The following is a 21121-nucleotide window of genomic DNA, read 5'->3' as shown; positions in this document are numbered from 1 at the left end:
TTCGCCTGCCGGCTTTCCTTAAAGCTTGAACTCCGGCAGCTTCTTCGCCACCGCCACGTTCTTCAAGGTCACGTACTGGGGCAGGCCATCCTTGTACTTGGGATAGTCCTCGCCCTGGATCAACGGCGTCAGGTAGCGCTTGCACTTGGCCGTGATGCCGAAGCCGTCCTTGGTGATGAAGTCGCGCGGCATGAACTTCTCGACGTTGGCCACCTTGGACAGCGGCGCCATGCCGATCTTGTACTTGTAGGGCGCGTCGGAGATGCGGTCGACCGTGGGCATCACCGAGTTGTGGCCCTTGAGCGCCAGCTCGACCGCCTTCTTGCCCAGTTCGTAGGCCTGCTTGACGTCGGTCTTCGAGGCGATGTGGCGCGCGGCGCGCTGCAGATAGTCGGCCACGGCCCAGTGGAACTTGTGGCCCAGGGCATCCTTGATCATGTTGGCCACCACCGGGGCGGCGCCGCCCAGCTGGGCATGGCCGAAGGCATCGCGCGTGCCCTGCTCGGCCAGGAAACGGCCATCCGGGTAATGGCAGCCCTCGGACACGATCACGGTGCAGTAACCGTATTGCTTGACGTTGGCATCGACCTTGGCCAGGAATTTCTGCTGATCGAACTCGATCTCCGGGAACAGAATGACCACGGGGATGCCCTGGTCCTCGATCAGGCCGCCGGCGGCGGCGATCCAGCCGGCGTGCCGGCCCATCACCTCGAGCACGAAGACCTTGGTCGAGGTCTTGGCCATGGAGCGCACGTCGAACGAGGCCTCCAGGGCGGAAACGGCGATGTACTTGGCGACCGAGCCGAAGCCGGGGCAGCAGTCGGTGATCGGCAGGTCGTTGTCCACGGTCTTGGGCACGTGGATGGCCTGCACCGGATAGCCCATCTTCTCGGACAGCTGGCTGACCTTGTAGCAGGTGTCGGCCGAGTCGCCGCCGCCGTTGTAGAAGAAATAACCGATGTTGTGGGCCTTGAACACCTCGATCAGGCGCTCGTATTCGCGCTTGTTCTGCTCCAGCGATTTCAGCTTGAACCGGCAGGAACCGAAACCGCCGGACGGCGTGGTGCGCAGGGCGGCGATAGCGGCGGCGGATTCCTTGGTGGTGTCGATCAGGTCCTCGGTCAAGGCGCCGATGATGCCGTTGCGGCCGGCATAGACCTTGCCGATCTTGTCCTTGTGCTTGCGCGCAGTCTCGATGACGCCGCAGGCCGACGCGTTGATCACTGCAGTCACACCGCCCGACTGGGCATAGAAGGCGTTTTTCTTCGCCATGTTCTACTCCTCACACATCGTTCAATAATTCAGGGCAAAAAAAAACGCGAACACCCAGGTTCGCGTCTTACGATCTGTCAACCGCCCGCGGTCTCCGCCGCCCGGCGATGCGCCGCCTCTTCCTGCATCTTCAAGGTGGTCACCAGGCAATCGCCGAGGTTGTCATACTCCTCCTTGCCGGTAGCAAAGCGGTCCTTGATCGACCAGAAGAACATGCTGCGAAACTGGTTGTCGCCGGTCTTGGACACGACGAAGTTGCAGTCGTCTTCCTTCCAGTACAGCGCGGGGCAGACCGTCAGCTCGCGGTCGGCCGGGTGCAGGCGGATTTCGGTCTCCACTTCCTCCACCTGAACCTGACGGCCGAAGCGCTCGCGCAAGGCCGCCTGGACCAGATGCAGGTCGGCATCGCTGAAGCCGGCGATACCGCTCATTTCTTCACGGAATCCAGGCCGGCAAAGACAGCGTTGGTGATGCTCTCGACCGAGCCGACGCCGGAGACCTTGATGTACTTGGGCGCCTTGGCATCGCCAGTGGCAGCCCAGTCGCCGTAGAACTTCACCAGCGGCTCGGTCTGGGCGTGGTAGACGTCGAGCCGCTTCTTCACGGTTTCTTCCTTGTCGTCGTCGCGCTGGATCAGGTCCTCGCCGGTGACATCGTCCTTGCCCGCGACCTTGGGCGGATTGAACACCACGTGGTAGGTACGGCCGGAGGCCACGTGCACGCGGCGACCGGACATGCGCTTGATGATCTCCTCGTCCGGCACGTCGATCTCGACCACGGCGTCGATCGGCACGCCGGCAGCCTTCATCGCCTCGGCCTGGGGGATAGTGCGGGGGAAACCGTCGAACAGGTAGCCCTTTTTGCAGTCGTCTTCCTTCAGGCGCTCTTTCACCATGCCGATGATGATGTCGTCGGAGACCAGACCGCCGGCATCCATGATCGCCTTGGCCTTGACGCCCAGCTCGGTGCCGGCCTTGACGTGGGCGCGCAGCATGTCGCCGGTGGAGATTTGCGGAATGCCATATTTCTCCTTGATGAAGTTTGCCTGAGTACCTTTACCGGCGCCGGGGCCGCCCAGAAGAATCAGTCGCATGTGGATCTCCAATGACAACGGGTTGAATCGAACAAATAACCGGATGGCTCAATCCGAAAGAGGGTATTCAACCTGCCAAGGCATGGACAGTCAATTTTTTCGATTGTCTTATAAGCCGAGGTTATTACTGCCTCAGCCTTGGCCGGCCATGATCCGCCTCACCTTCTCCAGGTCCTCCGCCGTATCCACCCCCGGCGACGAGGGCTGGTCGGTGGTCAACACGGCGATCTTGTAGCCGTGCCACATGGCGCGCAGCTGTTCGAGCGATTCGAAGGCCTCGACCGCGGGCCGCTCCAGCCTGGGGTAGGCGTGGAGAAAGCCGACCCGGTAGGCATAGAGCCCGACATGACGCATCACCGGCAGGGCGCCCGGCAGTTCCCGGCCCCGGGCCCAGGCGTCGCGGGCATAGGGGATGGGCGCCCGGCTGAAATAGAGGGCATAGCCGGCCTTGTCCAACACCACCTTGACTACGTTGGGGCTCAGCACCTGCTCGATGTCGTGCAGGGGATGGCAGACGGTGGCGATGGCGGCATCGGGGTGCCCGGCCAGGGTCTGGGCGGTGGCGCGGATCAGTTCCGGCTCGATCAGCGGCTCGTCACCCTGGACATTGACCACCACGGCATCATCCGGCCACTTGAGCTGCGCCGCCACCTCGGCCAGGCGGTCGGTGCCCGAAGCGCAGTCGATTGATGTCATGCACACCTCGAAGCCGTGCTGCTTGACCACATGGGCGACCTCGTCGTGGTCGGTCGCCACCCAAACCTCCCTGGCGCCGCTGGCGCGCGCCCGCTCGGCCACCCAGACCACCATGGGCCGGCCGGCGATGTCGAGCAGCGGCTTGCCCGGCAGGCGGGTGGAGGCATAACGGGCCGGGACGACGGCGTAGAACTCGGACATGTTTTTCTCCTCGAACGCCCTTATAGCGGAAGCATCCTGCCCAGGACAACCGCCAGCAACATCAGGCCCTCGCTCACCTCGACGCCGGCCCCGAGACAGTCGCCCGTCATGCCGCCGATCTTGGCCCCCAGAAAGTGGCGCCAAAACACCAAGATCAGGGGTGCCAGCCAGAGTCCGGCGAAAGGCAGGCTTAGCGCAAACAGAATACCCAGCCAGAGCAGCGGCAGCCCACGCCCCGCCCGCCATGTGAAACGCTCACCCAGGCCCGGCTTGAGCGGCGGCAGCGACTGCGACCACCACAGGGCACCTAAGCGGGCCCAGGCCGGGATCAGCAGCAACGCCCAAGGCGAGATGCCGTGACTGAACGCCAGACCGAGCAGCACCAGTTTGGCCATGAGCTGCAGTACCAGGGCGATGACGCCGAAGCTGCCGACATGCGGGTCGCTCAGGACCTGAAGAAAACGCTCGCGGTCGCGATGGGCCGCGCCCAGGGCATCGAAGGTGTCGGCCAGGCCATCGAGATGCAGGCCGCCGGTCAGCCAGACCCAGGCAATCAGCGTGAGCAGCGCCGCCAGCCAGGGGTCGAAGCCTTGCACGGCAAAGCCGACCAGGGCGAGCAAGGCACCCAGCAGCAGGCCGACGGCAGGAAACCAGGCGGCGGAACGGGCCAGGTCCTCGGCCTGGAAGCCGCGCACCGCCGGCGTCGGCAGCCGGGTGAGGAATTGCAGGGCTAGGAAAAATCCGCGCATGGGTTCAGGCTCAACAAAATCGGGGCCTCGCCGGCCAGGAGCGACACCTGGAACTGCGCCGCCTCGGGCAGGGCGATGCGATAGAGGCCGGATGCCGGCAGCTTAAGCACCTGCTGCAACAGGATGCGCATGACGCCGGCATGGGTGATGAGCAGGCGCTGACCGCCGGCGGCATCGGCCAGCCAGTCCTGCCATGCCGCCAGCACACGCCGGCGGAAGTCGCCGATGCGCTCGCCGCCGGAGGCGGCACAGTCGTCACAGCGGCTGCGAAAGCGCTGATAGGCCGCGGGGTCGCGCTCGGCCACCTCGGCGCCGCTCAGGCCCTCCCAGTCGCCGAAATCCAGTTCGCGCATGTCGGCCAGGACACGGCAGGCGATGCCCTGCTCGGCGGCGAACGCTTCGGCAAAGGCCCGGCAACGCAACAGCGGCGAGGTGGCCACGGCATCGAAGCGCCTATCGGCCAACGCAGCACGCATCTGCTCGCTGCCGCGCGCGGTCAGCGGCGGATCGCTGCGGCCGCGAAAGACATGGGCCGGCCCGGCCACCTCGCCGTGGCGCAAGACCGTGACCCTGACCGGCTCAGCCATGCTTCTCGCTCACGCCGGCCTCGGCGAAGGTGGCCATGCCATTGTGCAGGGCGCAGGCCAGGCGCAGGAGGGGCAGGGCCACGGCGGCGCCGCTGCCCTCGCCCAGGCGCAGATTGAGATCGATCAGTGGCTGGGCACCCAGCATCTGCAGCAGGTGCCCATGGCCCGGCTCGGCCGAGGCGTGGGCGAACAGCAGCCAGTCGCGCACCGTCGGCTGCATGCGCACCGCGGCCAGTGCCGCGGCAGTGACGATGAAGCCGTCGACCAGCATGGGCAGCCCCTTTTGCGCGCAGGCGATGCAGGCGCCGGCGATCGCCGCCAGCTCGAAGCCGCCCAGCCGGCGCAGGGCCTCGGCCGGCTCGGCCAGCTGCCCGGCATGGCATGCCAGGGCACGGTCGATCACCGCCGCCTTGCGCGCCACGCCTTCGGCGTCGAGGCCGGTGCCCGGCCCGGCCATCAACTGCGCCGGCAGGCCGATCAGACCGCAGGCCAGCGCCGCCGCCGCGGTGGTGTTGCCGATACCCATCTCGCCGGCGATGAATAGCTGCGCCCCGGCGCCGGCCGCCCGCGCCACCGCCGCCCGGCCGGCGGCCAGGGCCTGCTCGAACTGCGACTCGGTCATGGCCGGCGCAGAGGTGAAATTGGCGGTACTCGGCGCCAGCCGCAGCCGAATGACGCCATCGAGCGGGCCCGGATCGTTCACCGTGCCGAGATCGACCACCTCCAGCCGCACCCCCTGCTCGCGCGCCAGCACGCTGATCGCGGCGCCGCCGCGGGCGAAGTTCTTCACCATCTCGCCGGTCACCGCCTGGGGAAAGGCCGACACGCCCTCGGCCATGACACCGTGATCGCCGGCGAACACCGTGATCTGCGCGCGCTCCAGCGCGGGGCGTTCCCGGCCCTGCATGCTCGCCAGCTGGATGGCGATGGCCTCGAGCCGGCCCAGCGCGCCCGGCGGCTTGGTCAGCTGGGCCTGGCGGCGCGCGGCGGCCTCGCCGGCAGGTCGGTGCAGGGGTTTGGCTGGCTGGCGCCACCAGTCGGATTCATTCGGAGTAGGGGTCATGGCGCGGGGTCGCTTTCAGGTTGAGGGGCAGGCCGGCGGCGACGAAGACGACGTCGTCGGCCAGTTTGGCGATGGCCTGGTTGAGCCAGCCGGCCTCGTCGACGAAGCGGCGGGATAGCTCGCCGAGCGGGACGATGCCGAGGCCGACCTCGTTGGCCACCAGGATGATCTCGCCCGGCAGCTTGGGCAGGGTCGTCAGCAACTGGTCTTTCGCCGCCGGATAGCGCGGGCTGTGCAGCTCGTCCAGCCAGTTGTTGAGCCAGAGGGTGAGACAGTCGACCACCAGGCATTTGCGCGGGCCCGCCTCGCGCGCCAAGGCCTCAGCCAGCTGGCGCGGCGCCTCCACCGTCCGCCAGGCGGCCGGCCGCTCCGCCCGGTGACGCCGGATGCGATCGAGCATTTCCGCATCGCGCGCCTCGGCGGTGGCGATCACGGTCACCGGCAGATTGAAGGACTGCGCCAGCCGCTGGGCATGGCCGCTCTTGCCGGAGCGGGCACCGCCGAGGATCAGGGTCAGGCCCATGCGCGGCTCTCCTTCCCGGCAAGGCCGAGCAGACCAGCCAGGCGCCGGGTATCCAGATGCTCGGCCACGCAATCGGCCAGGCGGTCGATCGCCTGCTCGCGCAAGGCCTGGTAATCGGGGGGGAGCACCTCGCGCAGGCCCGACCAGGCGAGCAGCGCCGCGCAAGCGGCGGACGATTCGAACAGGCCATGCAGATAGGTGCCGAGCACCTGGCCGTCATCGCCGATCGCGCCGTCCGGGCCGTGGTCGAGCATCAATGCCGGTCGCGCCAGGGCCGGTCCGCGGCTGACGCCGGCGTGGATTTCATAGCCCCGAACCTCGGCACCGTTGAGCACCAGCCGACCGCACACATTGCGCAATTGCTTCTCCGGCGCCAGCACCGTCTGCATGGCCAGATAACCCAGGCCCGCGCTGCTGCCGGGCTCGCCCTCGATGCCGTGCGGATCGTGGATGGCCTCGCCCAGCATCTGATAGCCGCCGCAGAGGCCGATGAGCTTGCCGCCATAGCGCAGATGGCGGGCGATGGCGGCCTCCCAGCCCTGGGCGCGCAGCCAGGCGAGATCGGCGCGCACCGATTTGGAACCGGGCAGGATGATGAGATCGGCTGGTGGCAAGGTTTCGCCCGGGCCGACGAAGCGCAGGTCGACCTGCGGATGCAGGCGCAGGGGATCGAAGTCGGTGTGGTTGCTGATGCGCGGCAGGGCCGGCACGATGACGCGAATTTTCCCCACTCCCCCATCGCCTGCCCCGAAGGGGGAAGGCGGCAAGGCATCCTCCGCCTCCAGGTGCAGACCGGCAAGATAGGGCAGCACGCCGAGCACCGGCTTGCCGGTCTCGCGCTCCAGCCAGTCGAGGCCGGGCTGCAGCAGGGCGATGTCGCCGCGGAAGCGGTTGATGACGAAACCGGCGACGCGCGCCCGCTCGCTTTCGGACAGCAAGGCCAGGGTGCCGACCAGATGGGCGAACACCCCGCCGCGCTCGATGTCGGCGATCAGGATCACCGGACAGTCCACCGCCTCGGCGAAGCCCATGTTGGCGATGTCGCCCGCGCGCAGATTGATCTCGGCCGGCGAGCCCGCCCCCTCGACCACCACCGCCTCATATTGCGCGGCCAGGCGCGCATACGATTGCAGCACCGCCGCCCGCGCCCGCCGTTTGTAGGCGTGATAGTCCTGGGCATCCATATTGCCGACGGCGCGGCCGTGGACGATGACCTGGGCCCCGACATCGGTGTTGGGCTTGAGCAGCACCGGGTTCATGTCGGTGTGCGGCGCCAATCGGCAGGCCTGGGCCTGCACCGCCTGGGCGCGGCCGATCTCGCCGCCGTCTTCGGTCACCGCGCTGTTGAGCGCCATGTTCTGCGGCTTGAACGGCGCCACCTGCACGCCCTGGCGCGCCAGCCAGCGGCACAGGGCGGTGACCAGCAGGCTCTTGCCGGCATCCGAAGTGGTGCCCTGCACCATCAGCGTGGCGGCCTTCACGCTTTCAGCTCCGACAAGGCCGATGCCAGACGCGCCCACTCGGCCTCGCTGCCGGGCAGGCCGAAACGCAGGCTGGCCGGCTCCTCGAAGCAGCGGGTGAGGATGCCGCGCCGCGCTAGCCGTTTGTGAATATCGTGCGCAGACTCGGTGCGCAGCCATTGGAACAGGGCGCAACCGCCTTCCGCTGCCAGCCCGTTTTCGCGCAGAAGCTCGGCCAGACGCCGGCTTGCCGCCTGCAGGCGCGGGCGCGTGGCCTGCTGCCAGGCCGTGTCGCGCAGGGCCTGCCGGGCGATGTAACGGGAGGCATTGGCCACCGGCCAAGGCCCCAGGCGCTCGGCCAGGCGCTGCAAAAGATCGGGCCGCGCCAGCACGAAGCCGACGCGGGCACCGGCCAGGCCGAAGAACTTGCCCAGGCTGCGCAGCACGATCAGGCCGGGCCGGTCGGTGAATGCGGCGAGGCTGGCCTCGGGCGTGGCATCCATGAAGGCCTCGTCCACCACCAGCCAGCCGCCGCGCGCCGACAGCTCGGCATGCCAGGCCAGCAGGGCCTCTTTCGGCAAGCGTGTGCCGGTGGGGTTGTTGGGCTGGATCAGGACCACGACGTCGCAAGCGCCGATCGCGCGGCCGGGCGATTCATGCGGCAGCGGCATCACGTTGTGGCCGGCAACCCGCCAGGCGTGGGCATGCTCGGCATAACCGGGGCTGATGACGCCGACCCGGCCGCGCGGCCGCAGATGGGGCAAGGCCTGGATCGCCGCCTGCGAGCCGGCGACGGGCAGGACGTGGGCAGAACCGTAGTAATCGCAAGCCGCCTGGGTCAGGCCGTCTTCCTCTTCGGGCAGGCGCGACCAGACCGAATCCGGAATTGGCGGCACCGGCCAGGCCTGCGGGTTGATACCGGTGGACAGGTCGAGCCAGTCGCCGAGCGGGATGCCATATTGCTGCGCCGCGCGCTGCAGGCGGCCGCCGTGCTCAAGCATGCAGCGCCTCCCACGCCACGATGATGGCCAGCCACAGGAACAGGCTGTTGCGCACCAGATTCAGGGCGCGTGTGATATCCCTTGGCGTCGCCGCGCTGCCGCTGCCGAGCAGGGGCCGTTGATGGCGCACGCCCTCGTAACAGGCACTGCCGCCGAGGGCGAGATCGAGTGCGCCGGCGCCGGCCGCCATCACCGGGCCGGCGTTCGGGCTCTCCCAGGCCGGCGCCTGCCGACGCCAGCAGGCCAGGGCCTGGGCGGTACGACCGAACAAGGCGTAGCTCAGCGCGGTCAGGCGGGCCGGGATGAAATTGAGCAGGTCGTCCAGCCGCGCCGCGGCCCAGCCGAACTGCCGGTAGCGCGCATTCTTGTAGCCCCACATGGCGTCCAGGGTATTGGCCAGGCGGTAGGCCACCGCCCCTGGTGCGCCGGCCAGCACGAACCAGAACAGGGCGCCGAACACGGCATCGTTGCCGTTCTCCAGCACCGACTCGACCGTGGCCTTGCTTGCCTCGCTCGGCGTCATGTCGACGGTGTCGCGGCTGACCATGAAGCCGACGCGGCGACGCGCCTCTGAAATGTCACCACTGGCCAGCGCGGCGCTCACCGCGCGGGCATGCTCGTCGAGACTGCGCCAGCCCAAGGCGAGATAGAGCACGAGGGCGTCGAGCAGGAAACCATACGGCAGCCAGGCGGTGGCCGAGGCGAGCAGGACAAAGGGCAGGATGGCCAGCAGCACAGCGAGGGCGCCACGCAAACGCGAAGCAGCGTTGCCGTACAACACACGCTCGACCAGCGCCGCGTAGCAACCGAAGCCGACCAAGGGATGCCAGCGGCGCGGCTCGCCCAGGACGCGGTCCAGCGCCGCCGCGGCCACGGCCGACAGCGCCAGGCTCACAAGTCCATGCCCTTTTGCGCCTTCACCCCGGCTCGATAGGCATGCTTGATCTCGTTCATCTCGGTCACGGTGTCGGCTGCCTCGATCAGGGCCGGCGGCGCGGCGCGGCCGGTGACCACCACGTGCTGCATGGGCGGCCGGGCGGCGATGTCGGCCAGCACGGCCTGGGTGTCGAGCCAGCCATACTTGAGCAGATAGGTGAGTTCATCCAGCACCACCAGGCCCAGGCTGGCATCGGCCAGCATGCGCCGGGCAACGGCCCAGCCCTGTTGCGCGGTGGCGATGTCGCGCTCGAGGTTCTGAGTCTCCCAGGTGAAGCCCTCACCCAGCACGTGCCACTCGACCCCCGGCTGTTTGCTGAAGAAGGCCTCCTCGCCGGTGTCGGTGCGGCTCTTGATGAACTGGGCGACGCCGACCTTCATGCCATGGCCCAGGGCGCGGGCGAGCAGCCCGAAGGCGGCCGAACTCTTGCCCTTGCCGTTGCCGGTATTGACCAGCAGCAGGCCGCGTTCCTCGGTGGCGCGCTCGATGCCGGCGTCGACCACCGCCTTCTTGCGCTGCATGCGCTGGCGATGACGCTCCGCCTTGTCCGCCTCGGTCATGGCTTATTTGGTCGCGGCTTATTGAGCGGTGTGTCCGCTCATCGTCCGGCCTCGCCCGATGAGCAGGCCATGGGCCAGGGCCGCGATACCGACATAAAGGGCCAGGGCACCAAGATAGGCCGGGAAGTAGCGCGCCACCCGCGCGGCGAACTCGGCCAGGCTGGGTGCGGCGAAATAGCCGGAGAAGAGATAGAAACCGCCGCTGGAGAACAGCTCGGCCAGCACGGCGCCGACCAGCATACTGCCGGCAAGCGGCATCAGGGTCGCGACCGCCTCGCGGTGATGCCGGGCATACCAGCGGCCGGCCAGCCACAACGCGCCGTAGGCCGGCACCAGCATGGCATAGGCCGGGCTCACGCAAAAACCACTGGTGCCACCATAAACGATGGCGAGGTAATCGACCACGGCCGCCTCCAGGCACAGAACAGGAAATACCCAGCCACGGCTGAGATAGACGCCGGCCAGGAAGAACACCGCCCACGAGGCCTCGGGCAGGTGATGCAGGCCAGCGAAGTGATGGCTGCGAGTCAGGGCCATGAGCGCGGCCAGGCCGAGGCCGATGAAGAGTTGGTTGCGGGAAGAGATGGCTTGCATGGTGAAGTCTCCTAACGGTGGAGTAAATCAGAACTGGTAGCGCAGGTTCAGGAACACACTGCGGCCTGGTGCAGCATAGTACCGTGAGTAGGTGCGTGCCAAGGCGTATTCATGGTCGAGCAGGTTCTCCACGCGCACGCCCAGGAGCGCATCCTTCGTCATGGCGTATTCGTAGCCGGCGTGCAGCAGGCCATAGCCGTCGAGCGTGCGCGCGCCCTTGGAATCCATGCGCTGCGAATAGCCCTCGGCCTCCAGGCGCAGCCGGTGCGGACCGAAGCTGCGCATTGCCTTGAGCGACACGCTGCTGGGCGCACGCCGGTCGAGCTGCAATCCGGTTTCCTGATTCTCGGCATGCAGGCGGGTGTAGTTCGCCTGCCAGTCCCAGGCCAGCCAGGTCAGGCGCGCCGTCAGCTCGAGACCACGGATGCGGGCGGAACCGATGTTGTCCGGATACCAGTTGTAGGTGGTCAGGATAGGATCGCCGGCATTGGCACCGCTGCCGCCGCCCGGTATGGTGTCGTAGACCCAATCGATCAGGTTGCGGATGCGCGTCTCATAGGCATTGGCCGCCAGCTCCACGCCCTGGCTCCGATAGCGCAGGCCGATCTCGGCGCTGCGCGAGGTTTCCGGCCGCAGATTCGGATTGCCCTGGGTGACATAGGTATCGCTGAAGAACACGCCACCATAGCTGTAGGCATCCTGACTCGTGCTGTACGGCCAGAAGAAATCATTCACGCTCGGCGCCTTGAAAGCCGTGCCGTAGCCTGCCGTGAGCCGGATGCCACCGCCCAGGTCGCGCCCCCAGCCCAGGTTCCAGGTGTTGTGGCCACCGAAGACATCGTGGTGGTCGCGCCGGGCGCCAAGCTGCCAATCGGAAGCCAAGGCCGAGAACTGGTATTGGGCGAACACGCCGGTGTTCTCAATGCGCTTGTCGATGGTGCCGCTGCGATCCTTGCTCACCGCATCATTCCAATGATCGAGCCCGGTGGAGAACAGTCCGCCGGCCAGCGACACGTCATGCTGCCAGGACAGGCTCCGGCGCAGGGTCTCGATGGTTGCCGGCAGGTATGGACTGTGTGAGGTGTATTGATCGAGCGTGTTGCCAAGCGTCAGGGTCTGCTGCCAGTCATCGTTCACTTGCTGGGCCAGCTTGAGGCTGGCGGTTCGATTCTTGTAATCGCTGTCGCCCGTGCTGGGATCGAGATCGCTGCGCCCCCAGGATTGGGCCAGCCTGAAGGCCAGCGCCAGCGACTGACTGGCATTGCCGTCGATGCCGAAGTTGAGGTGGCTGCGGTCGAAGCCATAGGCTTTGGTGCCATTCGAATAGGTCGGGACGCCATCGGTCACCTCCCGACCCGCCTCCAGGCTGTAATGCCAGGCCTCGCCGCCGCCAATCGCAGCATTGACGCTGCGAGTGCCGCGGCTGCCGACGGTGGCGGACAGACTTGGTCGCATGGCCCGGCGGGTGAAGATCTGGATGACACCGCCGATCGCATCCGAGCCGTACAGGCTCGCCCTCGGCCCGCGCACGATCTCGATGCGCTCGATCTGGTCGGGCGACAGGGCATTCCAGTCGTATTCGCCGGTAGTCGCAGCGGATGCACGCACGCCGTCGACCAAGACTAGCACGTGCTTGGCATAGGTGCCGCGCAGATAGACACTCGTGCCCTTGCCTTCGCCACCGGTGCGGGCGACGTTGATCCCGGCCTGTTCACCCAGCAGGCCCATCAGGTCGCGCGCCTGGCTCTGCTCAATCTCCTTGCGGGTGATGACCGTGACCGACTGCAGGGATTCATCCGCTGTTTGCGCCGTGCGCGTGGCGGTGACGATGATGGTATCGAGTTCGCGTTCGTTATCCGCGGCATGGCCGACAGCCGGCAAGCCGAGCACGGCCAAGGCGATGAGTTTTTGTTTCATGTGAAGCCCTTCGTTTTCCCCGCCGCCCGCGGGGTTGGGTTGTGGTAACGCGGGCAGGGGAAGGGCTGAAGAGAAACGCGCGAGGCGGCGTCGCCGACCACATCCCCGTAGTCCGCAGCTCACCTCAGGCCGGTCTCCGGGCTTGCAAGAACATGGCGGGTCGCCTTCCCGGGCAATCTTGCCCAGTGGCATTCAGGACCCACCCACACTCGCTTACCGTTGCGGGGGCAGCACAGGCATCGCACCTGTTTCCCAGTTTCACCCGCAATCTCTCGATTGCGGACACCTGAAGCGGGGGGAATTTTAACGGAGATGGCCTGGAACGGGAAATCGAACAGCCCGGCCGCTTGATTCACATCAAGAATTCGCCAACGTCGTACGGGTCGTACGGAGTGCTATTGAGGCGGCCGGTAGCCACCGGTCTTCAGCCGGTACTGGATGCGCGCGAGATCGGGCAGTCCCTCGCCACCGGCGCAGAAGTAGGAAAAGAACAGCTCGCGATGATAGCTGGACTGCTGCCGGGCGTTGATCGGCTCCCAGCGCGGATAGCGGTTGCGCGCCCACTCGCCGTTGGGGCGACCGAAGGCGTAGATCTTGCGCTCGCCGGTGGTACAGCGCATGCCTTCGAAGTTGACGGTACGTGCACCCTGCGCCGACACGATCACCACGGTATAGCGGACGACGCCGTCCTCGCCGACCGAAAGCGAGTTGCCGTCGATGTAATATTTTCCGGTGGCCGTGGCATCCAGCGTAAAAGGCATCAGCGCCTCGGCCTTGGGCGCAGCTGGCATCTGGGCCTGGATTTCTTCCCAGGGTTTCTTCTCTTCGTCGTAATCGTATTCGAATTGTTTTTTGCCCCAGGTATAGCTGTCCGCCTGAACAGGCAGGGCAGCGGCAAGGGCGAGGCAGAGCAGCAGCTGGCGCATGGGGTCACTCCGGGTCGATGACCGGAATGATACCCTGCCCGTATCAAGTGGCGTAGACGTGCCTGCGATTGAAGGGATAGACCTGCCGGCCGGCCGCGTCCGGCTTGCCGCCCAATATCTGGAACAGCGCCAGCCAGTTGTTGTCGAAGGCGAAGGCGGAGCCGGCCATGTAGATGCGCCAGATGCGGTAGCGCTTCTCGCCGATCATCCGGATCGCCTCGGTCTCCCGCGCCTCCAGCCGGTTGACCCATTCCCAGAGTGTGCGGCCGTAATGGGGCCGGAGGTTTTCCGCATCCAGCGGTTCGATGCCGGCAGCGGCCATTTCCTGCATCACGGTCGAGGCATGAACGAGTTCGCCGCCGGGAAAGACATACTGCTCGACAAATTCAGAGATGCCGCTGGACAGCCCTTTGCTGTTCAGCGCCACCGAGGTGATGCCGTGGTTCATCACCAGGCCACCCGGCCGCAAGAGGCGGGCGATCTTGTCGAAATAGGGCCGCAAGTTGCGCCGGCCGACATGCTCGAACATGCCGACGCTGGCGATCTTGTCGTAACCGATGTCTTCCGGCACGTCGCGGTAGTCCATCAGCCGCACCTCGACCTTGCCCTGCAAGCCGCGTTGCCGAACCTGTTCCTGAACATAGTCGTGCTGGTTCTGGCTCAAGGTGATGCCGGTGGCCTGCACGCCATAATGCTCGGCCGCACGCAGGATCAGCCCGCCCCAGCCGCAGCCAATGTCGAGCAGGCGTTCGCCCGGCTGTAGCATGAGCTTGCGGCAGATCAGGTCGAGCTTCTTCTCCTGTGCGCTGTCCAGGGTATCTTCGGTCGCCTCGAAATAGGCGCAGGAATAGACCCGATTCTTGTCCAGCCAGAGGCTATAGAAATCGTTGGAGACGTCGTAGTGATAGGCGATGTTCTTACGGTCGCGCAGACGGGTGTGCCGCCACCACTTCCAGGCCTCGCTGCCTTTGCCGGTGCGGCAGGCGTCGGCCCGGCAGAAGGCCTGGCCCAGGCGCAGGATGTCCTCGGCCTTGCCCTTGAGGTCGATCAGGCCCTCGACATAGGCGCGGGCCAGTCCGCCCATGGTCGGGCTGGTCAGCACCTTCAGGGCCTTGGGCGTGTGCAGTTCAAGATGCACCTTGGCCCCGGCACCTTCGAGGATATCGCCGCGCCAGGTCTGCACCCGCAGGGGCAGCCCCTGAAGCCGCGCCTGAAACTGTTGCAATAAGACATCCCGTAGCATGGTCCCACCTCCATTTGCCACATTGGACACAACCGCTTGTTATGCCCGATTGAGCGGCCCGGCCGCGCATCGGGATTTATTTATAGTTCACCCTCCGGACGCCACAACGCCTTAAAACTTATCCAACGGTTCAGGCCGACAGATCGGCTGTCAGCGAATCGCGGATGTTGGCCGGCAGGGGGCTGACCGCCTCCATATAAGCCGGGTGGTCGACGCCGACACCGATGGCGGCTCCCGCCTTGGCGGCGTTGACCATGGCCGGGGCCAGCTCGAAGCGCATGAAATGAACCGAGGAGGTCTTCTCCTCGTTCTCGCGCTCCAGGTCCTCGTCGGCAATGGCATAGACCTTGTCGTGCCCCGCCACCTGAACCCAGACGCGGTTCTCGACGCCCTTGAGTTCGGCCAGCTTGACCTTGCGCTCCTCGATATCGGGGTATTCGATCATCATGGTCGCCTTCCAGTTGCTGCCGTCCGGCACCAGCGGGTTATAGGCATCGAGTTCCTCCTGGATGCCCTCTTCCTCGAAGATGCGCTCGGCGCGCAGCATCTCCTGCACCTGGTAGCGCATGGTCAGCTCGTCCTCGAAGTGCAGGGTGATGTGGGTACCCAAGTGGACGATGCGGTTCTTCTTGTGCGCCATGATCTTGGTGCGGAATTCCGGTCGGGCCTTGGCATAGGCCTCGAGCGACATCAGGCTGTCACGGGTGATCTTCGGCATGGTTTCCTCTTAGAGTCCGTAGGCAATGCGCAGCAGGGTGAGCGGGTGCTCCTTGCGCGCCTGCGCGCCGGCCTCGCCCATGCCCTGCTGGATGTGGCGACCGGCGATGGCGCAGTCGGAGCTGATCCACTGCGGCGTCTTGTCGCCCATCTGCTTGAACACCGGCCGGCCGATCTTCATCGAGTTGTCGAAATATTCCTTCTTCACGCCCCAGGTGCCGTCGTGGCCGGAGCAGCGCTCGACCATGTTGACCTCGGCCCCGGCCAGCTTGAGCGCATCGCGCGTCTTGTTGCCCATGTTCTGCACCCTCAAATGACAGGGCACGTGGTAGGAAACGTTGCCCAGGGGCTCTTTGAAGTCGGTCTTGAGCAGGCCGTCCATGTGGCGCAGCATGAGGTATTCGAAGGGGTCGTACATCGCTTCCTGCACCGCCTTGACCTCGGCGTCGTCGGGGAACATCAGCGGCAGTTCCTGCTTGAACATCAGGGTGCAGGACGGCACCGCGGTGAGGATGGCATAGCCCTCGCGCGCCAGCCTGGCCAGCATGGGGATGTTGATGTCCTTGTGCTTGGCCACCGTCTCCAGGTCGCCCAGCTCCAGCTTGGGCATGCCGCAGCAGGCCTCCTTCTCGACCACGATGCTCGGAATCTCGTTGTGCTCGAGCAGTTTGATCAGGTCGTGGCCGATGCCGGGCTCGTTGTAGTTCACATAGCAGGTCGAATAGATCGCCACCTTACCCGGGGTGCGCTCACCCGGCCGGGCCGGAAAATCGCTGCGCGGCTTGGCCGAGGCACGGAAGGTGCGGCCGGCGTATTCGGGCAGCTTGCGATCCTTGTGGATCTCCAACACGCCATCCAGCACCGAACGGGCAGCACCGTTGTTGATGGCGAAGTTGGTGACCTGGGTGACCACCGGGATCGAGGCCAGCTTGCCCAGGGCATCGGTGCTCGACAGGAGCTTGTCGCGGAATTTGACCTCGCCTTTCTTGAACTTGACCGCCTTGGCCCGCAACATGAGGTGCGGGAAATCCAGGTTCCACTCGTGCGGCGGCACGTAGGGGCACTTGGTCATGAAGCAGAGATCGCACAGATAGCACTGGTCGACCACCTTCCAGTAGTCGTCTTTCTTGATGCCGTCGACCTCCATGGTCGGCGATTCGTCGACCAGGTCGAACAGGGTGGGAAAGGAGGTGCACAGGCTTACGCAGCGACGGCAACCGTGGCAGATGTCGTAGACCCGCTCCAACTCATGAAACAGGTCCGCCTCGTCGTAGAACTTGGGGTTCTGCCAGTCGAGGGCGTGGCGGGTCGGGGCATCCAGGCTGCCTTCGCGTTGGGCCATGCTGCAACTCCTCAGAATTCTTGTGTAAATAGAAAGCGGCGGGCCGCTCGCACAGCCCGCCGGTACAGCGCTTACTGACCGAGGGTATCCAGGGCCTTCTGGAAACGGTTGGCGTGCGAACGCTCGGCCTTGGCCAGGGTCTCGAACCAGTCGGCGATCTCGTCGAAGCCTTCGCTGCGGGCATCCTTGGCCATGCCCGGGTACATGTCGGTGTACTCATGGGTCTCGCCGGCGATGGCGGCCTTCAGATTGTCGGAGGTGCCGCCGATGGGCAGGCCGGTGGCAGGGTCGCCGCAGGCCTCAAGGTACTCCAGGTGGCCGTGGGCATGGCCGGTCTCGCCTTCGGCGGTGGAACGGAACACGGCAGCGACATCGTTGTAACCCTCGACGTCGGCCTTGGCGGCGAAATACAGATAGCGACGGTTGGCCTGGGACTCGCCGGCGAAGGCAGCCTTCAGGTGACCTTCGGTCTTGGAACCTTTCAGTTGCATGGTTGAGCTCCTCTATCGATATTGCCCGGCTGACTCCCGAGCCGGGCTGCGGGTGCACGGTTTTAGAATCAATCTAAATCGTAAATCTAGTTTATTTTTCGACCCCGAGCCTGTCAACGGGTTTTACCACGCTGGGGTGAAGGTTTTGTTATATGCCCGGACGGGAGAATGTCCAGGCATGAAGCGCCTCAGGCCGATTCGATCAGGTGGGCGTCCAGCACTTGGCTGCCCAGGAGATAGACCCGACCCGGCAGGCGCTCGTCGCCGGTAGTGGCGTATTCGAAGGCGAATTCCCGGTAGAAGCGGACCTGCTGCCGGTCATCGCGGCGCAGGCGCAAACGGCGCTGGGAGACGGTCTCGTCCAATAGCTGGACGCCGGCCCGAGTGCAGAGGACACGCGCGGCGGCGATGGCCAGTTCACGCTTCTGCAGGCCATCCCACCAGAGCCAGCCGGCGGCGGCGAGCGCGCCGAGGGCCAGCCACTCGCCGCTCATTCCGGGCTGGCTTCGCCTTCGGTCCGCACCGGCGGCAGCAGCAGAGCGCAGACCGGTTCGGTCCGGCGACCGCGCGGGCCGGCCGCGGCGAGCACACGCCCCGGGACGACCGGCGCGGCCGGAGCGGTCCAACTGGGGGCAACCGGCGCCGCCGTTTTGGGCAGGGGCGCCGCCGGCAGGGATTTGTTGATGAATTTCTCGATGGCGGCGAGCAGCTTTTCCTCGTCCGGCGCCACCAGCGACACCGCCAGGCCTTCCGCCCCCGCCCTGCCGGTGCGGCCAATGCGGTGGACATAATCCTCCGGCGAATAGGGCAGCTCGAAATTGATCACGCAGGGCAACTCGGCGATGTCCAGGCCGCGGGCGGCGATGTCGGTCGCCACCAGCAGCCGGGTCTTGCCCTGCTTGAAGCCCTCCAGGGCCAGCAGGCGCTCGCTCTGCGCCTTGTCGCCGTGGATCACGGCCACCTCGAGGCTGCGCCGCTGCAGTTGCCGGCCCAGGCGGTCGGCGGTCAGCTTGGTCCGGGTGAAGACGATGGCCTGGCTGATCTCCCGCGCACTGACCACCCGCACCAAGGCGTCGATCTTCTCTTCCTCCCGCGCCTTGTGCACCACCTGCTCCACGGTTTCCGCCGCGGTGTTGCGCCGGGCGACCTCGACCTTGAGCGGGTCGCGCAGGAAGCTTTGGGCCAGACGGGTGATGCTGTCGTCGAAGGTGGCGGAGAACAGCAGGGTCTGCCGATTCTGTGGCAGCAGGCTGAGGATGCGCTTGAGGTCGGGTAGAAAGCCCATGTCCAGCATGCGGTCGGCCTCGTCCAGCACCAGGTATTCGACCTGGGCCAGGCTCAGCACGCGGCTGCCGGCATGGTCGAGCAGGCGGCCGGGCGTCGCCACCAGCACCTCGACCCCGGCACGCAGCTGCGGGGTCTGGGTGTCGAGACCGACGCCGCCGTAGACCACGGTGCTACGCAGCGGAATATGCTTGCCGTAGGCGACGACACTCTCGTAGACCTGGATCGCCAGTTCGCGGGTCGGCGCCAGGACCAGGGCGCGCACGGGGTGGCGCGCCGGCGAGGTGCTGGTGTTGGCGAAGGGCTGCATCTTCTGCAGCAGCGGCAAGGCGAAGGCGGCGGTCTTGCCGGTGCCGGTCTGGGCCTGGGCCATGAGATCGCGCCCCGCCAGCACCAGGGGGATGGCCTGCTTCTGGATCGGCGTCGGGGTCTGATAGCCCATGTCGTCCAGCGCCCGCTGGATCTCGGGGCTCAGGTTCAATTCGGCAAAACTGCTGGCGGCCTCCAAGGCCGACGACTCACTCATCGCTATCCAATAAACTCACGTTCAAACAATCTGGCGCCAATCGCTGCCCTGTTCCTGATCGGCCACGCCGATCCAATCCTCTTCACAACCCAGCGCCCCGGCCAGGGCACGCCGGGCCAGCTCAGGGCGGTTGTTCTCCTCGCTCAAGTGCGCCGCGAGGACATGCTGCAGGCGGCCAGAGGCGACCCGGGCCAGCAGCTGCCGCGCCGTGCCGTTGTCCAGGTGGCCGTAACGCCCCAGGATGCGGGTCTTCAGGGCCGGCGGGTAACTGCCCTGACGCAGCAGCTCGACATCGTGATTGCATTCGATGGCCAGGGCGTCGCAGCCACTGAACATCGTCTCCATATGCGGCGTCACATGGCCGGCGTCGGTCAGGATGCCCAAGCGATGCTGGCCATCGGACAACACGAACTGGACCGGCTCGCGCGCATCGTGCGGCACCGCCACCGGTGTGATCGCCAGATCGCCCACGGCAAAAGCGCTGTGGGAATCGATCTCGCGCACCCGCTGGGGCAGGCTGTCGGTGGCCTGCAGCATGCCGCGGGCGCCGTGAGTCAACCAGACCTCGCAGCGATAGCGCGCCGAGAAACCAGCCACGCCGCGCGCGTGATCGGCATGCTCGTGGGTCAGCAGCAAGGCATCGACCGAATCTGCCTCGACCCCCAGTCGCTCCAGGCGCTTGGCTGTTTCCCGGGCGCTGAAACCGCAATCGACCAGGACCCGGGTGCCGCCCGCCTCGACCAGCCAGGCGTTCCCCCGGCTGCCGCTACCGAGACAGGCGAAACGCATCCTGCAGGCGGTTCTTAACTTACTTCAACTGCTCGTACAGCAGATTGATGATCCGCTGGGCCGTCTCGTTCTTCAGCGGCTGGCCGCTCTCTTCGAGCACAGCCACCTGGGTGGCGTCGCCCTTCTGGGCCACTTGAACCCGATAGCGCTGGCTCAGGGCCTTGCTGTCGTCGCTGCTCCAGAATGCCAGCTTGGACAGGAAGCCCTTCTCTTTCTTGCTGCCGGCATCGGGGTCGGCATAGCGGACATAGTAGACGCCGGCGGCGCGGTTGCGATCCTCGACGGCGAAGCCGACCCGATCGAGCGCCAGGCCGACACGGCGCCAGGCACGATCGAAGCCTTCCGGAATGCTCAGCATGGCCGCGCCATCGGCACTCTGGATCTTGCTGGCGCGCGGCTCGAACACCTTTTCGGCCAGCATGCTCTTGGCCCGTACCTCCTCGACGCCGAAGCGAACCATCAGGCGGCGCAGCATCTCGGCCTCCAGTTCGGGGTCGGCTGGGCGCGGCTGCCAGACCGTGCGACCGGTGCCCTGGTCGCCGCCACCGACGGTGCCTTCGAATACTTCAAACATGCCGCGATGGCTGATGTAAATCTCGGTCGACTTGCCGTCGGCCGAGGGCTCCAGGCGGGTGCGGAACTTGTCGCGCTCGGCGGTGGAATAGACCGAATCGATCACCTTGCCCAGAAAGTTGCGGATCATGTCCTGCGGAATCTTGGCCCGGTTCTCCGCCCAGTCGGTCTCGATCACGCCGGCGTCGGGCAACTCCAGGTTGACCAGGAAGCCCATCTCCTGCCAGAAGTCCTTGACCACGGGCCAGACCTCCTGCGGCGGCAACTGGACCACCAGCCAGCGCTGACTGCCCGAGCGCTGGATGCTGACCTTGTCGATCGCCGGCAACAGCTGGCTGTTGCCGGTCGTCTTCTGGCCGCTGCGCTCGGCGCTGTAGGCGGAATAGGTGGCGCTACCCTTGACCGCCGTGTCGGGCACGGCAAAACGCTTGTCGCCGCTGGGCAGGATCAGGTCGGGCGGCACCTCGAGCGATGGCAGGCTGCCGGCCGACTTGTAGTCGATCTTCTTCGATTCGACGAAGGAGCAACCGCCAAGAACCAGGGCTGCAGCTAACAGGGCAAGGGCAGTCGTGCGCAT

23 protein-coding genes and 1 riboswitch are annotated in these 21121 nt (G+C 66.2%); all 23 genes read right to left on the bottom strand.

Annotation, left to right across the window (positions count from 1 at the left end):
* Positions 1 to 18: 18 nt before the first annotated feature.
* Positions 19 to 1272: a 6-phosphofructokinase gene (locus EL388_RS03285; RefSeq protein ID WP_126459540.1), complete on the bottom strand. Its 1254-nt coding sequence runs from the start codon at positions 1270 to 1272 to the stop codon at positions 19 to 21.
* Between the two features lie 77 nt (positions 1273 to 1349).
* Positions 1350 to 1703 (bottom strand): hypothetical protein, encoded by a 354-nt coding sequence (locus tag EL388_RS03280; protein WP_126459537.1) that lies wholly within the window; start codon positions 1701 to 1703, stop codon positions 1350 to 1352.
* Positions 1700 to 2365 carry an adenylate kinase gene (adk, locus tag EL388_RS03275; protein WP_126459534.1) on the bottom strand — a complete coding sequence of 222 codons (666 nt, stop codon included), beginning with the start codon at positions 2363 to 2365 and terminating at the stop codon, positions 1700 to 1702. Before adk ends, EL388_RS03280 begins: the two co-directional genes overlap by 4 nt.
* Positions 2366 to 2497: 132 nt before the next feature.
* Complete coding sequence (gene kdsB, locus EL388_RS03270) at positions 2498 to 3262, bottom strand: 3-deoxy-manno-octulosonate cytidylyltransferase (protein ID WP_126459531.1); 765 nt, start codon at positions 3260 to 3262, stop codon at positions 2498 to 2500.
* A 20-nt stretch (positions 3263 to 3282) separates the two neighbouring features.
* On the bottom strand, positions 3283 to 4011 hold the full coding sequence (cobS, locus tag EL388_RS03265) for an adenosylcobinamide-GDP ribazoletransferase (protein WP_126459529.1): 729 nt from the start codon (positions 4009 to 4011) through the stop codon (positions 3283 to 3285).
* Entirely contained in the window at positions 3993 to 4598 is a 606-nt protein-coding gene (locus EL388_RS03260) for a histidine phosphatase family protein (RefSeq protein ID WP_126459526.1), read from the bottom strand. The genes cobS and EL388_RS03260 overlap by 19 nt, the downstream gene beginning before the upstream one ends.
* Entirely contained in the window at positions 4591 to 5661 is a 1071-nt protein-coding gene (gene cobT, locus EL388_RS03255) for a nicotinate-nucleotide--dimethylbenzimidazole phosphoribosyltransferase (RefSeq protein WP_126459523.1), read from the bottom strand. Before cobT ends, EL388_RS03260 begins: the two co-directional genes overlap by 8 nt.
* Positions 5642 to 6184: a bifunctional adenosylcobinamide kinase/adenosylcobinamide-phosphate guanylyltransferase gene (gene cobU, locus EL388_RS03250; protein WP_126459520.1), complete on the bottom strand. Its 543-nt coding sequence runs from the start codon at positions 6182 to 6184 to the stop codon at positions 5642 to 5644. Before cobU ends, cobT begins: the two co-directional genes overlap by 20 nt.
* Positions 6175 to 7647 carry a cobyric acid synthase gene (locus EL388_RS03245; RefSeq protein WP_126463986.1) on the bottom strand — a complete coding sequence of 491 codons (1473 nt, stop codon included), beginning with the start codon at positions 7645 to 7647 and terminating at the stop codon, positions 6175 to 6177. The genes cobU and EL388_RS03245 overlap by 10 nt, the downstream gene beginning before the upstream one ends.
* Before the next feature lie 14 nt (positions 7648 to 7661).
* Positions 7662 to 8645 carry a threonine-phosphate decarboxylase CobD gene (cobD, locus tag EL388_RS14025; protein WP_126459517.1) on the bottom strand — a complete coding sequence of 328 codons (984 nt, stop codon included), beginning with the start codon at positions 8643 to 8645 and terminating at the stop codon, positions 7662 to 7664.
* On the bottom strand, positions 8638 to 9540 hold the full coding sequence (gene cbiB, locus EL388_RS03235) for an adenosylcobinamide-phosphate synthase CbiB (protein ID WP_126459514.1): 903 nt from the start codon (positions 9538 to 9540) through the stop codon (positions 8638 to 8640). Before cbiB ends, cobD begins: the two co-directional genes overlap by 8 nt.
* Positions 9537 to 10142 carry a cob(I)yrinic acid a,c-diamide adenosyltransferase gene (gene cobO / locus EL388_RS03230; RefSeq protein ID WP_126459510.1) on the bottom strand — a complete coding sequence of 202 codons (606 nt, stop codon included), beginning with the start codon at positions 10140 to 10142 and terminating at the stop codon, positions 9537 to 9539. The genes cbiB and cobO overlap by 4 nt, the downstream gene beginning before the upstream one ends.
* 18 nt (positions 10143 to 10160) lie before the next feature.
* Positions 10161 to 10736 (bottom strand): hypothetical protein, encoded by a 576-nt coding sequence (locus EL388_RS03225; protein WP_126459507.1) that lies wholly within the window; start codon positions 10734 to 10736, stop codon positions 10161 to 10163.
* Positions 10737 to 10763: 27 nt separating this feature from the next.
* Positions 10764 to 12653: a TonB-dependent receptor domain-containing protein gene (locus EL388_RS03220; RefSeq protein WP_126459504.1), complete on the bottom strand. Its 1890-nt coding sequence runs from the start codon at positions 12651 to 12653 to the stop codon at positions 10764 to 10766.
* Positions 12654 to 12763: 110 nt separating this feature from the next.
* Positions 12764 to 12958, bottom strand: a riboswitch (cobalamin riboswitch).
* Between the two features lie 90 nt (positions 12959 to 13048).
* Entirely contained in the window at positions 13049 to 13579 is a 531-nt protein-coding gene (locus EL388_RS03215) for a CNP1-like family protein (RefSeq protein WP_126459501.1), read from the bottom strand.
* 43 nt (positions 13580 to 13622) lie between these two features.
* Complete coding sequence (locus tag EL388_RS03210) at positions 13623 to 14822, bottom strand: SAM-dependent methyltransferase (RefSeq protein ID WP_126459499.1); 1200 nt, start codon at positions 14820 to 14822, stop codon at positions 13623 to 13625.
* A gap of 130 nt (positions 14823 to 14952) precedes the next feature.
* Positions 14953 to 15540, bottom strand: coding sequence for a DUF3501 family protein (locus EL388_RS03205; RefSeq protein ID WP_126459496.1), 588 nt, complete (start codon positions 15538 to 15540; stop codon positions 14953 to 14955).
* A 9-nt stretch (positions 15541 to 15549) separates the two neighbouring features.
* Positions 15550 to 16881, bottom strand: a complete 1332-nt coding sequence (locus EL388_RS03200; RefSeq protein ID WP_126459493.1) for a heterodisulfide reductase-related iron-sulfur binding cluster — start codon at positions 16879 to 16881, stop codon at positions 15550 to 15552.
* A 71-nt stretch (positions 16882 to 16952) separates the two neighbouring features.
* Entirely contained in the window at positions 16953 to 17372 is a 420-nt protein-coding gene (locus tag EL388_RS03195) for a rubrerythrin family protein (RefSeq protein WP_126459490.1), read from the bottom strand.
* A gap of 188 nt (positions 17373 to 17560) precedes the next feature.
* Positions 17561 to 17866: a DUF3301 domain-containing protein gene (locus EL388_RS03190; protein ID WP_126459487.1), complete on the bottom strand. Its 306-nt coding sequence runs from the start codon at positions 17864 to 17866 to the stop codon at positions 17561 to 17563.
* Entirely contained in the window at positions 17863 to 19182 is a 1320-nt protein-coding gene (locus tag EL388_RS03185; protein ID WP_126459484.1) for a DEAD/DEAH box helicase, read from the bottom strand. Before EL388_RS03185 ends, EL388_RS03190 begins: the two co-directional genes overlap by 4 nt.
* Before the next feature lie 21 nt (positions 19183 to 19203).
* On the bottom strand, positions 19204 to 19971 hold the full coding sequence (locus tag EL388_RS03180; RefSeq protein ID WP_126459481.1) for an MBL fold metallo-hydrolase: 768 nt from the start codon (positions 19969 to 19971) through the stop codon (positions 19204 to 19206).
* A 19-nt stretch (positions 19972 to 19990) separates the two neighbouring features.
* A complete protein-coding gene (bamC, locus tag EL388_RS03175) occupies positions 19991 to 21121 on the bottom strand; it encodes an outer membrane protein assembly factor BamC (protein ID WP_126459478.1) in 1131 nt (376 codons plus the stop codon).

This window comes from Sulfuritortus calidifontis (assembly GCF_003967275.1).
GTDB lineage: Bacteria > Pseudomonadota > Gammaproteobacteria > Burkholderiales > Thiobacillaceae > Sulfuritortus > Sulfuritortus calidifontis.
This window is presented reverse-complemented; position numbering and strand designations above follow the sequence as displayed.

What these genes read in the sequence shown, in the direction of transcription:
- EL388_RS03225 (WP_126459507.1), bottom strand. Translation starts at nt 10,736, where the DNA reads ATGCAAGCCATCTCTTCCCGCAACCAACTCTTCATCGGCCTCGGCCTG.
- EL388_RS03260 (WP_126459526.1), bottom strand. Translation starts at nt 4,598, where the DNA reads ATGGCTGAGCCGGTCAGGGTCACGGTCTTGCGCCACGGCGAGGTGGCC.
- cobU (WP_126459520.1), bottom strand. Translation starts at nt 6,184, where the DNA reads ATGGGCCTGACCCTGATCCTCGGCGGTGCCCGCTCCGGCAAGAGCGGC.
- cobD (WP_126459517.1), bottom strand. Translation starts at nt 8,645, where the DNA reads ATGCTTGAGCACGGCGGCCGCCTGCAGCGCGCGGCGCAGCAATATGGC.
- cobS (WP_126459529.1), bottom strand. Translation starts at nt 4,011, where the DNA reads ATGCGCGGATTTTTCCTAGCCCTGCAATTCCTCACCCGGCTGCCGACG.
- bamC (WP_126459478.1), bottom strand. Translation starts at nt 21,121, where the DNA reads ATGCGCACGACTGCCCTTGCCCTGTTAGCTGCAGCCCTGGTTCTTGGC.
- EL388_RS03205 (WP_126459496.1), bottom strand. Translation starts at nt 15,540, where the DNA reads ATGCCGAAGATCACCCGTGACAGCCTGATGTCGCTCGAGGCCTATGCC.
- EL388_RS03180 (WP_126459481.1), bottom strand. Translation starts at nt 19,971, where the DNA reads ATGCGTTTCGCCTGTCTCGGTAGCGGCAGCCGGGGGAACGCCTGGCTG.
- adk (WP_126459534.1), bottom strand. Translation starts at nt 2,365, where the DNA reads ATGCGACTGATTCTTCTGGGCGGCCCCGGCGCCGGTAAAGGTACTCAG.
- EL388_RS03200 (WP_126459493.1), bottom strand. Translation starts at nt 16,881, where the DNA reads ATGGCCCAACGCGAAGGCAGCCTGGATGCCCCGACCCGCCACGCCCTC.
- cobO (WP_126459510.1), bottom strand. Translation starts at nt 10,142, where the DNA reads ATGACCGAGGCGGACAAGGCGGAGCGTCATCGCCAGCGCATGCAGCGC.
- kdsB (WP_126459531.1), bottom strand. Translation starts at nt 3,262, where the DNA reads ATGTCCGAGTTCTACGCCGTCGTCCCGGCCCGTTATGCCTCCACCCGC.
- EL388_RS03210 (WP_126459499.1), bottom strand. Translation starts at nt 14,822, where the DNA reads ATGCTACGGGATGTCTTATTGCAACAGTTTCAGGCGCGGCTTCAGGGG.
- EL388_RS03185 (WP_126459484.1), bottom strand. Translation starts at nt 19,182, where the DNA reads ATGAGTGAGTCGTCGGCCTTGGAGGCCGCCAGCAGTTTTGCCGAATTG.
- EL388_RS03215 (WP_126459501.1), bottom strand. Translation starts at nt 13,579, where the DNA reads ATGCGCCAGCTGCTGCTCTGCCTCGCCCTTGCCGCTGCCCTGCCTGTT.
- cobT (WP_126459523.1), bottom strand. Translation starts at nt 5,661, where the DNA reads ATGACCCCTACTCCGAATGAATCCGACTGGTGGCGCCAGCCAGCCAAA.
- EL388_RS03190 (WP_126459487.1), bottom strand. Translation starts at nt 17,866, where the DNA reads ATGAGCGGCGAGTGGCTGGCCCTCGGCGCGCTCGCCGCCGCCGGCTGG.
- EL388_RS03285 (WP_126459540.1), bottom strand. Translation starts at nt 1,272, where the DNA reads ATGGCGAAGAAAAACGCCTTCTATGCCCAGTCGGGCGGTGTGACTGCA.
- EL388_RS03280 (WP_126459537.1), bottom strand. Translation starts at nt 1,703, where the DNA reads ATGAGCGGTATCGCCGGCTTCAGCGATGCCGACCTGCATCTGGTCCAG.
- EL388_RS03220 (WP_126459504.1), bottom strand. Translation starts at nt 12,653, where the DNA reads ATGAAACAAAAACTCATCGCCTTGGCCGTGCTCGGCTTGCCGGCTGTC.
- EL388_RS03195 (WP_126459490.1), bottom strand. Translation starts at nt 17,372, where the DNA reads ATGCAACTGAAAGGTTCCAAGACCGAAGGTCACCTGAAGGCTGCCTTC.
- EL388_RS03245 (WP_126463986.1), bottom strand. Translation starts at nt 7,647, where the DNA reads ATGGTGCAGGGCACCACTTCGGATGCCGGCAAGAGCCTGCTGGTCACC.